12 protein-coding genes are annotated in these 11,045 nt (G+C 68.5%); 2 read left to right on the top strand and 10 right to left on the bottom strand.

Translation table 11 applies throughout. The annotated features are described in order from the left end of the window. The 7 genes from U9977_RS26935 to U9977_RS11805 all read right to left on the bottom strand — a co-directional run. Nucleotides 1-87: hypothetical protein (locus tag U9977_RS26935; RefSeq protein WP_416210573.1), on the bottom strand; the 87-nt coding region annotated here is incomplete at its 3' end. Nucleotides 88-560: 473 nt separating this feature from the next. Next, nucleotides 561-1,004 carry a GPW/gp25 family protein gene (locus U9977_RS11830; RefSeq protein ID WP_322749281.1) on the bottom strand — a complete coding sequence of 148 codons (444 nt, stop codon included), beginning with the start codon at nt 1,002-1,004 and terminating at the stop codon, nt 561-563. After that, a complete protein-coding gene (locus U9977_RS11825) occupies nt 1,001-1,393 on the bottom strand; it encodes a PAAR domain-containing protein (protein WP_322749280.1) in 393 nt (130 codons plus the stop codon). The genes U9977_RS11830 and U9977_RS11825 overlap by 4 nt, the downstream gene beginning before the upstream one ends. A gap of 58 nt (nt 1,394-1,451) precedes the next feature. Next, complete coding sequence (locus U9977_RS11820; protein ID WP_322749279.1) at nt 1,452-3,194, bottom strand: VgrG-related protein; 1,743 nt, start codon at nt 3,192-3,194, stop codon at nt 1,452-1,454. A gap of 4 nt (nt 3,195-3,198) precedes the next feature. Further along, the gene (locus tag U9977_RS11815; protein ID WP_322749278.1) at nt 3,199-3,873 is read right to left on the bottom strand and encodes a LysM peptidoglycan-binding domain-containing protein; all 675 of its coding nucleotides are present in this window, start codon (nt 3,871-3,873) and stop codon (nt 3,199-3,201) included. A gap of 29 nt (nt 3,874-3,902) precedes the next feature. After that, a complete protein-coding gene (locus U9977_RS11810) occupies nt 3,903-4,328 on the bottom strand; it encodes a phage tail protein (RefSeq protein WP_322749277.1) in 426 nt (141 codons plus the stop codon). A 32-nt stretch (nt 4,329-4,360) separates the two neighbouring features. After that, nucleotides 4,361-4,579, bottom strand: a complete 219-nt coding sequence (locus U9977_RS11805) for a hypothetical protein (RefSeq protein ID WP_322749276.1) — start codon at nt 4,577-4,579, stop codon at nt 4,361-4,363. Nucleotides 4,580-6,167: 1,588 nt separating this feature from the next. Here U9977_RS11805 and U9977_RS11800 point away from each other — a divergent pair. Further along, entirely contained in the window at nt 6,168-6,377 is a 210-nt protein-coding gene (locus tag U9977_RS11800) for a hypothetical protein (protein ID WP_322749275.1), read from the top strand. Nucleotides 6,378-6,474: 97 nt separating this feature from the next. On the opposite strand, the gene U9977_RS11795 is transcribed toward U9977_RS11800, so the two are convergent. The 3 genes from U9977_RS11795 to U9977_RS11785 form a co-directional block, all read right to left on the bottom strand. Then, nucleotides 6,475-6,879, bottom strand: a complete 405-nt coding sequence (locus U9977_RS11795; RefSeq protein WP_322749274.1) for a hypothetical protein — start codon at nt 6,877-6,879, stop codon at nt 6,475-6,477. Continuing rightward, the gene (locus tag U9977_RS11790) at nt 6,876-7,316 is read right to left on the bottom strand and encodes a phage tail protein (RefSeq protein WP_322749273.1); all 441 of its coding nucleotides are present in this window, start codon (nt 7,314-7,316) and stop codon (nt 6,876-6,878) included. Before U9977_RS11790 ends, U9977_RS11795 begins: the two co-directional genes overlap by 4 nt. A gap of 113 nt (nt 7,317-7,429) precedes the next feature. Then, nucleotides 7,430-9,046: a phage tail sheath family protein gene (locus tag U9977_RS11785; protein WP_322749272.1), complete on the bottom strand. Its 1,617-nt coding sequence runs from the start codon at nt 9,044-9,046 to the stop codon at nt 7,430-7,432. A 193-nt stretch (nt 9,047-9,239) separates the two neighbouring features. On the opposite strand from U9977_RS11785, the gene U9977_RS11780 reads away from it, so the two are divergent. Next, nucleotides 9,240-10,718: an ATP-binding protein gene (locus U9977_RS11780; protein WP_322749271.1), complete on the top strand. Its 1,479-nt coding sequence runs from the start codon at nt 9,240-9,242 to the stop codon at nt 10,716-10,718. The last annotated feature ends 327 nt before the right edge of the window (nt 10,719-11,045 follow it).

The following is an 11,045-nucleotide window of genomic DNA, read 5'->3' as shown; positions in this document are numbered from 1 at the left end:
GCACGATGGTGGCCGGAGCCGTCCGGTCGAATCCGAGGTAGAGGGCGTCACCCGGTTTGGGACGCGGGTCGAAGCACGCAAAGCCATTGCCACGACCGAGCATGGACGTATGATCACGCAAGGAGTCGGGTTCCACCATGGACGCGACCACGACCGACCTCGCCGGCACGATCGCCAGATCGTCGACCGTGGTGAAGTCGACCGCCGGCTCGGCCGCGGTACGCCGGGTGGAGACCACCGTCCCGCGTGCTATGCCCACGGACGACTCCTGCTGTGCGGCAAGGCGGAACGACACCTCGGCGCGCGCCGCGACCGGTGGGAACAGCCCGACGCCCAGCAGTTCGAGAAACTTCACGTAGTTCCGGTCCGGTACCCGGTTGAGCCGGTAGAGCAGCAGGTCGGTCATCCACGCGAATGTCTCGATCAGAGTCACACCGGGATCGCTGACGTTGTGGTTCGTCCAGTCCGGGCAGCGGTCCCGGATGAACCGTTTGGCGTCGTCGACGAGCTGCTGAAACGTTCGGTCGTCGAGGTTCGGGGCAGGCAGACTCACCGTGGACTCACTCCTGGTCGGGGATCACATAGAACGGGACGACCAGGTTGCGCCGGTCGTAGCGACCCCGCAGGCGGTAGCTGATGTCGATCCACAGCGTCGAGGAAGCCTGGTCGGGTGTGACATCGACGTCCTGGACGTCCACCCGCGGCTCCCAGCGACGCAGCGCGGTGAGGACCTCATAGGCGAGCAACCCGGCGGTGGTCGCGTCCGCCGGGGCGAAGGTGTAATCGGCGAGCCGGCAGCCGAACTCGGGCCGCATCGGCCGCTCCCCCGGCGTCGTCCCCAGGATCAGGTACATCGCCTGCTCGATCTCGGTGACGCCGGTGGTCATCGCGAAGCTGCCGGTGACATCGACGCGTACCGGCCAGCTCCATCCGACGCCGAGGAAGTCGGTGGGCGCCACACCCGCTCGCTCGGCACCGCTCCCGCTCATGCTCATGCCGCTCATGGCCCGACCAGCACGCGAACACCCGACCCGATGACACTCGCCGGCAGTTGGCCACACTGGGTCACCGAACAGCCCGTGTAGGCCATCGGCTGCCCCTGGGCCAGTACCGTCGTGCTGCCCACGATCACCTGGCCGCGCTGCATCGTGGGCACCATGAACGGGTCGCTGGCATGCAGACCGACGTGCGGCGGGGTGTTGGTCCCGGCGGAACCCGCCACCGCGACCGGCTGCCCGCCGACGAGAACACGGGTCGCGAGACCCTCGGTCAGCGGCGCGGCGAACGGCAGCGGTGCAGGCGAGGGCATCGGAGCGCCGGACGGGCTCGGAACCTGGTGAATCGCACAGAAACCGATGACCTGGTCACCGGCGATGACGGCCGCGGCTCCCACCTGCGGTCTCCCTTCCATCCGATCAATCTGCGAGCAGTTCCCACCCGGACAGTTCCGGTCAGTTAAGTTTGATCACAGCACCCTGCACGGTCACATCCGCGCTGCTACGCAGCGTCAGGCCCGCATCCGCGGAGATCGAGCCCTTGCCGCGCGCGGAGATGTCCAGATCGCCGTCGGCGGACACGCTCAGCTTTCCCTTGGCCCGAACGGTCACATCCGCCTCGGTCTCCACCGTCAGGCCACCCCCGTCGTGGTCGAGCAGAATCCGGACCCGGCCGCCGCTGGTCGCAATCTCGATTCGCTCGGCGCCGTCGGCGTCGCTCACGACGATCTCGTGACCCTTGCGGCTGCGCAGCCCCCGGCGGACCACCTGGCCGGCCGCGCCGTCGACGCCGCCGTCGAACGGCGGCGCGTCCACCCCGTTGTACAAGCCACCGATGACGAACGGGCGGCGCGGATCACCCTGCTCGAAGATGACGAGAACCTCGTCGTCGACCTCCGGCAGCACCAGCAACCCACGATCGGGACCGGCGCCGGGCATCGCCACCCGCGCCCAGTCGGATTCATAATCCTCGGACAGCCACGGCAACTTCACCCGCACCCGGCCGCGGTGCTCGGGATCGGTGATGTTCGTGACGACGGCGGGCACGGCACCGGCGATGCCCGGACGGCGTGGCCGCGGCGTCGAGGTGAGCCCCAGCAGCGAACGGTCGTGTGATCCGCTCGCGGTGAACCGGGTCCGATAACCCGATCTCCCGAACACATGCTCGGCATGGGAGAGGGTGAACCTGCCGTCGAGGCGACCGCCGGTCTGTCCGACACTCACCGCCACCCCGGCCAGCAACCGAGGGTCGCCGTGCGCGACTCCCTCTGCAGCCAGGCTGGTGCTCGCGATCCGTTCCGCCGCGGCCTGCGCCGCCGCGTCGCATTCCGCCTGGGTCGCCAGGGGCAGCGACACGGTGACGTGCCGGGCCGCCGTACCACCGGACCCACCAGCGCCGGAACCACCCGAGGCGAGGTCGCCCGGCGCGTCGCGGACCTGCGCCGCGCGGGTGCGCGCCGGTGCCGTGGCCACCAGTTCCCGCTTGTTGCGGTCGTCCCAGCCGCGAACCTCCACCTCGGCGACCTGCTGGGCTGCCGTGACCCGAACGCAGAACACCTCCAGGTTGCCACCCGGCGTCAGCGCGAGCCTGTCCTGGCTGTCATAATTGCCCGGCTGCGGACCGTCGCCCGCGTCGGTCGGCCGGACGAAATCCAGCCTGCCCGCGCGGATGAGCAGCTGGCGGTCGATCTCGCGGGCACGCCGGCCAAGGAACTCCCAGTGGGTCTCGTTCACCTGACCTACATGATCGTGTACGACGGACGTCGCCTGGATCGTCCCGGTCGCGATCCCCACCTCGGTGGCTATCCGTCGGACCAGATCGGAATCGGTGACATTGGCGTAGGTTGCCGTGTGCACACCGTTGAACAGCGCGTACGAGCTGTCATAGCCGACCGCGGTGGCGGTGGCGCCCCGCTCGTCATACTCGAAGCCGAGGCTGTAGATCGTGCCCTCGAACAGGGTCTGCTCCGCGGTATCACCAGGACGGACCGCAGCGACCCGCAGTGCCGCCCGGAATTCGAAACCTGCCCGGGTGAGCATCTCCCGCCCCGGGTCGTCGAGCACGAGCCGACAGGAGTCCGGCGCGGCCAGATCACTGTTCACCACCACCGTACGGACACACTCGGCGACCTCAAGGGGTACCCGGCGACCATCGAGGTAGAGGGCGGGCAGTGCCCCGTAGGTGTTCTCGGGTGGCACCGTCTCACCGCCCGTCCAGGTCGGCCCGGGAAGGCAGCAGCAGGTGCCGCCCGATCGGCAGCCGCATCGGATCATCAACGCCGTTGACCTCGGCCAGCGCCCGCCAACATGCGGCGTCGCCGTAGGTCCGGTACGCGATGCCGGCAAGTGTGTCGCCCAGCGTTATCTCATGGGAACGCCGGGCGGCGCGCGCCCCGGACGTCGGGTTGGTCCCGGCTACCGGCTGCGGGGTCGCCTTCATCCCTAGCGACACCTCGGCCCGGATCGGTGCCCCGGACCGGCTGAACAGCACGCAATTGGCCTCGACGCTGGTGAGATGGCCGACGAACTTACGGTCCAGGCCGACCGCGAAACCACCCCAGTTGAACAGCAGCTCGGGTGGGCTCGGCGACGGCCCGTTGCGGGAGTCCTCGGTCGGGTTCGTCCAGTCCATGAACTGCTGTATCTCGACCATGACGCTGTGCCCCGGCCGTGCGCTCGCGTCCAGCAGCAGGCTGAACTGCATCTCCACCTCACCTGGGCCGCGATAGTGCGGGCGGGCCGAATCCCGGGCCGCCTGAACCGGCTCGCGGTGGAACTCCGCGCGTTTGGCCATCCGTACCGTCGACGGGTTGAAGTGGAAGGTGACCCTCGTCCCCGGGTGGTCACGCTCACACAGATATGCCTTTGCAAACTCCATCGCGACCCCCTTAGGTCACCAGTTGGTAATCACTGGGCCAGAAACCCCTGGTGGGCGAGTTCGAGCGTTTCGGTGGCGACCTTTTCCTGGTCCGTTGACAGGTGGGGTCCGCTGTAGCGAACGGGGCACACACCCATCATCGTCCACTCCGCGACCGGCTCCCGGTTGTCATTGAAGGCTACGATCGTCGCGACCGCCGGCCGACCGCTGCCCTCCCGCCGGAACGAGCTGAACCACCCGCTCAGCCCCTTGGTCGACCCGTCGACCGGACGGGTGAGTTTGAGGTTCTGATAGTGGACGCGCCCGAGCAGCTGGTGCTGGAATCCGTTCTCGCCGCCCTCGTCGTAGGTTTTCACCTCGTAACTGGCCTCCAGCCCCTCGATCGCGGTAAACGCGCCAAGATTGACAGCATCAATCACGACATCGAAGCGGAGGCTGTTCGCGGGCTCGGACACGGGTTGGCTCCTGGTATGCGAGATCAGGCTGGTCAGGCGGGATCGGCGAGCAGGCCGCGACGCTCGCGGTCGGCAAGTAGGTCGGCCCGGAGCCGACGGGTAATGCGTTCGTACAGCTCGTCCACCAGGGCGGGCAGATCGATCTGCGGTGACGCGGACTCGCCGCTCCCCGCTGCGGAGAGGGTGGCCGGTGGCGGTACCGGTGGCGGTGCCGGTGGCACGGCAACATCCACCTGCCGTGCGACAACCACGTCGCTGGACCTGACGATCGGCTGCCCACGATGTGGCGCCGCAGTCACGCCGGGGACTGCGGGGACGGGCGTGGCGGTTCGGGCGATAGTTGGACTCCGCGCGACAGTTGGAATCGCCCCGTCCCGGACGATCGGACCGAGGCCGACCAGCCGCCGGTCTCGCGATGTTTCCGGCAGCGTCGGCAGCGTCGGCAGCTCGACGAGCAGACGTGGGCCGCGGCTCTCCACGCTTTCCCCGCCTTGCCGTCCGGGTGCGGATGCCGGTCCTGCAGATCTACTCCGTCGATCCACAACGAACCCTGCGCCCGCTGATCGAGCGCCGTCATCCAGCAGCCTCCCGGCGCTACGCGCCACTGCGGAGGCGGACGGCTGTGCCACCGTAGGCGGCTGGGCATCACCGGCGACGGTCCGCGGAGATGGAGCGGTTTGCTCCACGACAACATCGTCCGTCTCGCCGGTCGGCCCGGACAGCACTGTATCGATGTGGTCGTCGTCAATATGGACGTCAGGGCAATGCACAAGGGCGTCCGGCCGGGTGGATGCCGCCGCACGCGACACGGGAGTGGATCGCTCGGAGCTGGATCCTGGTTGGGTGCGGGCGGTGTCGTGTGATCCGCGCGAGCCGGTGTCAGGCCGGACCGTGACAGGTAGCCCGAGACCCCGCCGGAGCACCGGCGCGACGCTCGGGGCGGGAGACACGCCGCCGGTAGCAACCTCGATCACACGGCCACGCCGGGGACGCCCGGATCCGACCCGAGGAACTCCGGAGCCAGGCTGTCCGATGTCAGGCCGTCCGTTGGGCTCGATTCCGTCACGTTCTGCTCTGCTGTGCTCCGCGGAACGGTTGTGCTCCGCGGGACGGTTGTGCTCCGCGGAACGCATGATCGATAGTCCGGCAAGGGACTCCCCGGACGTGGAAGCCACCGACGGATGCACCCCCGGCGCGGCAGGATCGACAGCAGCTGGCTCTCCATCGTTCGTGACGGGACGTGGCCCGAGGCTGCGGACCAGCGGGGCGGGCAGCGATCCGGCCGCCCGCGCCACGCTCGGGACACCGGCGGTATGGGCGCGCACGGTGGGCAGCGGCCGGATCGGAAAGACCGCACCAGCCCCGGCGTGACGCGCGCCAGCGGGACCGTCGCCGGCAAATGCTGCCGGGAACAGACCGTCGGTTCCGGTCGTCACGTCGCGCGCAGGCATCATCTCGGACGCGGGATCGATGGCCATGGCAGTGGCCGGGACCTCGACCGTCGGCACCGCACCTAGGCCGCCTGGCCCACGGGCAACCGTCTCCCCCGCATCGGGGGATCGGCGAGCGGGGCCCTGACGCGGCCAGGCGAACATCCGGGACGACGAACCGACGTCCGCGGCCTTCCGGCGGTCCATGGCCTTCCGGCGGTCCATGGCCTTCCGACGCAACGGTGCCGTCCCCGAACGCACCGGGATGATGCTCGGCACGGGGATGGTCGTCATCGCCCGAAAGGAGCCACCGGCGGCCATCGGACTGACCTCATGGGAAAGTCTCTGGAGGACTACCGGCGCGGGCACACGGCTGCCCAGGCCACGCGCGAAACCGACCGGATCGGCCGTGACCGGATGCGGCCCGGCGGAGCGGGTGATCGGCGCAAGCCCCTCCCATCCCGAGGTCGCCGCGGCCGGCGTGGCGGCCACAGGTGCCCGCTGCGCGGACCCGGCGGCGCTGCGCTGCCGTGGGCGCCACGGACGTCCCCACATCAGCTACTCCTCTCCGGATACCGGCTGGTCGGTCATGGTCCGGGCCGCAGCGAGAAAGTGCTGACGGTCGGGGTGCTCGAGGTCGAGGATTTCCGCCAGCGACCAGTGGAAGCAGGCGGCGACGTACGCGACCTCGTCGAGCAGGCGGTCGGCCGCGTACGTCAGGATCCCCCCGGAGCATCACCGGCCACATCGACGGTGAAGGCGTGGCTGCACGACGGGCAGGTCACGGCGGCGTGGGTGTGGCCCTCCTGATTGATCCGCCGGTACAGGTCCTGGAGGAAAGCGAGGTCCGGGGCGAACAGTCCTTCGATCACGGCCGGGGTGACGGCCCCGACCGAGCCGAGCCGGGTGATGACCCGGGCCAGCAGCAGGACGGTCAGGTATGCCTCGTTGTCCCGGACCCTGGGGTCGCGCAACGGCATGATCTCGTCACGAGCGGTCGCCAGCCGCATCACTCCATCGCGGTGGCGCTGACCGGAGTCGTCCACGTAGCCACGCGGAAGCTCGAAGGCGAACTCGGTCGTCAGCCCGCGCGGTGACTCCGTGGGTGCCACCGTGGTCATGCCAGCTCAAGCCCTTCGTGGACGAGCGTGACCTCCTCGATGGCGATCTCGCTCCCGCCGGCCTGAAGATTGCTGATGCTCACCTTGGACGGCCAGGCGTTGCGGAAGTTGAACCGGACCTTCTCGCCGCGCTGATAGTCATAAAGGACGACCGACCCATCCTTACGGGCATCGTCGATCTTTCCTTCCTGGACGAGCTTGATCCATTTCCACCAGGCCGGATCATCGGTCTTACCCCGTTTGAGCTGGATGTCACCCCACTTGCGGGCTCCGGGCAGTTTCTTGATGACCGGGATGCCGCCCTTCTTGTTCTCCTTGTGCTCGATCACCTGGATCTCCGCACTCAGCCCGGAGACCTCCTTGAACTGGGCGATCGCCACACCTTGGATCTCGATCTGATAGGCGTAATTACCGAGCGCGTCCTCACCGATGGGCATCGGCGTCTCCTTGTCGTCTTACTGGAGCATCGTCTTACTGGAGCATTGTCCTGCTGGAGCATTATCCTGATTTCGTCGACCGGCTATTCGTCGACCGGCTATTCGTCGAGCCGCTATTCGTCGGCGCCGCCGCCACCGCTCAACTGGGCGATGCGGAACACGACGAACTCAGCGGGCTTGACCGGGGCCACCCCGATCTCGATGACGACCTGCCCGGCGTCGACGACCTCCGGCGGGTTGGTCTCCTCGTCGCATTTCACGTAGAAGGCCTGGTCCGCGGTTGCTCCGAACAGTGCGCCGTCGCGCCACATCCGCAGCAGAAACGACCCCACAGTGCGCCGCAGTCGCTGCCAGAGCTCCAGGTCGTTCGGTTCGAAGACCGCCCACTGGGTGCCACCGAGAATCGACGCCTCAAGGTAGTTGAAAAGGCGGCGGACGTTGACATAACGCCAGGCCGGATCGGAAGAAAGGGTACGGGCTCCCCAGACCCTGATACCGCGGCCCGAGAAAGCTCGGATGACGTTGATGCCGGCCGGGTTCAGTGCGTCGTGCTCGGCCCGGGTGATGTTCGATTCCAGATCGAGCGCGCCACGGACGATCTCGTTCGCGGGCGCCTTGTGCACGCCCCGGCTGTCGTCACTGCGCCCCCAGATACCCGCGACCGAACCGCTCGGCGGAATGAACCTGTTACGGCCCTCCACCGGGTCGAAAACCGCTACCCACGGCCAGTAGATGGTGGCGAACTTCGAGTCGTATCGGGCTTTCTCCCGCACCCAGTCCCTGATCTGCTGGGCGTTGAAACCGGGCGGCGGGTCGAGGATCGCCATCCGATCGGCCATGTTCTCACAGTGGTCGATCATGGCCTGCTGGACCGCCTGGACGGTGTTCAGGTCAAGTTGGCCCTGCTCGTAACAGAACATCAGGTCTGGCGCCGCCACGATGGTGACGTCGTCACATGCGGTGAGGCCACCCAGACCCGTGCGGGCGCTGACATCGCCGACGTAGTCCTCCGAGCCGGCGCTCGGCGTCGCCGGCTCGACCACGCGGAGTACGACCTCACCAACAACCGGCACCCGGTCGGCCACGGGCACACCGTCGACCTCCCGTACCCGGACAAACCGGGACTGCTCGTTCACGACGGTCACGACGTTGCGTCGGCCGCGTCGTGCGGTGAGGTTCTCGAAGCTCTCCACCGGCCGGCCGTCCTGCTTGACCACCACGGTGAACGTGCCGCCGGGCGCCTCCGGCTCGGCAGCCGGTTCACCGCTCGTCGCGCCGCTCGTCGCGCCACCCGCCGCGCCAGCCGCCGTCGACGAGCCGTCCCCGGCCGCCCGCTCGGCGGAGGTCACCTCGACCGCAAGATTCGCGTGTGTGCCGGGGTCGGCCGCCTCGACCCGGTAGGCGATCACACCTGGCCGGGTGGCACTGGTGAGTTCGGCCAACGGCACACCCGCCGGATCGGCAGCGCCGGAGCCGACGCTGACCACGTAGCAGGCACCGCCGCCGTTGTTGAAGTAGTGGAAGACCGACAGCGGCAGGTACGCGCCAGGAACGAAGTCACCGAACACGCGGGTGAACTGGCCCCAGTTGGCAAGCCGGACAGGCTCGTTGCGGGGGCCGCGGGCGGTGAAGCCGACGAACGCGGCGATCGCCGTTCCCACCCCCTCGATCGGGCGTGCCCCGGCCTCGACCTCCTCGACATACACACCGGGCGACCGGTAGTTCGGCATGACGCGCTCTCCTCGCCTGGGAAGGGTCCGGATCAAGCGTGGCCTGCGGCCACCGTCGCGCCAACGTCCGTCAGCGCCGTCCGCCGGGCACACAACCCGGCCCGAACGGGCAGCCGGCGATGTGGTAGTTAAGGATCGCAGACTTATGATAAGTCAGCGATCCTTAACTGACCAAGGGTCTCTGGAGGAGATCATGCCTGCCAAGCCACCCGAGTTGTTCGGCCGCGACGCCGAGTGGTTTGAGCTCACCGCGTTCGCCGGCGACCCGACGCCGGGCGCGACCCTCGCACTCGTGTACGGGCGCCGCCGTCAGGGCAAGACCCTCATCCTCGAACTGCTCTGTGAAGCAGTCGGCGGGTTCATGGTCACCGGCGTCGAGCAGTCCGACGCCCAGAACCTCGCCGATCTGGCCGCCGCCTTCACCCGGTTCACCGGCTCCCCCTACCCGGTGGCCTTCACCGACTGGGGACAGGCGGTAGACGCGCTGTTCCGGCTGGGCGAACAGCGCGACACCCCGCTCCCTGTCGTGCTCGACGAGTTCCCCTACCTCGTCGCCCAGAACAGCGCCATCCCATCGCTGATCCAGAACGCGCTCAGCCCACGGGGCCGGGCCCGTCAACACTCCCGCACCCGACTGATCCTGTGCGGAAGCGCCCTGACTCTCATGCAGGGGCTACTCGCCGCATCCGCCCCACTGCGCGGCCGGGCCATCACCGAGCTCATGCTCCACCCGTTCGACTTCCGCGACGCCGCCGGCCTGTGGGGCCTGACCGAGCAGCCGGACGTTGCTCTGCGCGTCCACGCTCTCGTCGGCGGCACCCCGGCCTACCGGGACTTCTGTGCCCGCGACGCGCCCGAGGACGCCGGCGACGTCGACCCGTGGGTGGTACGCCGCCTGCTCAACCCCGCCGGGGCGATGTTCCGCGAAGGCCGGGTGCTGCTCGCCGAGGAAGCCGGTCTCACCAACCCGGCGCCCTACTACGCCGTGCTCGCCGCCATCGCCCGCGGACGCACCCGACGCGGAGAGATCGCGAACGAACTCGGCCGGGACACCGGTGGCATCCACCACGCCCTGACCGTGCTCACCGACGCGCATCTGGTCACCGGCCACCAGGACGCCTTCCATGCCCGCCGAACGAGCTTCACCCTCGCCGAACCGGTGCTGCGCCTGCACCAGCTGGTGATCCGACCCCAGGAGACCCGCCTGTCACTGCGCCGTGGCGCCGAGGTCTGGGCCGAACTCGCAGACACTGTGTCCGCCCGTATCTACGGACCGCACTTCGAGGACATCGCCCGCACCTGGTCGTTGGCCTACGCCTGTGTGGAAACCCTCGGGGGACGGGCGAGCCGCGTCCAACCTGCGGTCCTACGGTGTCCGGACACCGCGTGCCCGGCCCGCGAACACGAAATCGACACGGTCGTCATCGAGGTCCGGCCGAACGAGCCGGACCGCGTCCTTGCCATCGGCGAGGCGAAGTGGCGGGCCACCCCGGTTGACGTCGACGAGTTGGCCCGGCTGCGACACATCCGCTCGGTACTGCCCGGCTCACCCGCGAACGTGAAGCTCCTGCTGTTCTCCCGTGCCGGCTTTACCACCACCCTCACCGCGGACGCCGCCGCCGCCCCCGACGTCGAACTGGTCGACCTCGACCGCCTCTACACCGGCTCCTGAACGCCAGCCCGCTCCGGTCGTCGCAATACCAGCCGCAATACCAGCTGCCCGCGGCTGTTCCCACCGGGTAATCCGCTGCCTGCCCCAGGGGTTTTCCATGGAGTTGACGGTCGACCGGGGGAATCTCTGGACACCAGCATGATGGAGCGTTATCCAAGGTGGCATGCCGGTCGCACGTGAGGTGGGGAACACACGGTCCCAGAGCCCGGGCGGGTTCAAACGGTCGGAGCGTCGCTACGACCGTTTGAACCCGCCCTGTCCTTGCATTCCCAGGAGGATCTCGATAGAGTGGCCGCAGAGCTGAATGGCAGACCTCGTGAGACGTTA

Origin of the sequence: Protofrankia sp. Cas8 (genome assembly GCF_963555845.1) — a bacterium.
GTDB lineage: Bacteria > Actinomycetota > Actinomycetes > Frankiales > Frankiaceae > Protofrankia.
The sequence above is the reverse complement of the archived record's forward strand: the minus strand, read 5'-3'. Positions and strand labels throughout refer to the sequence as shown.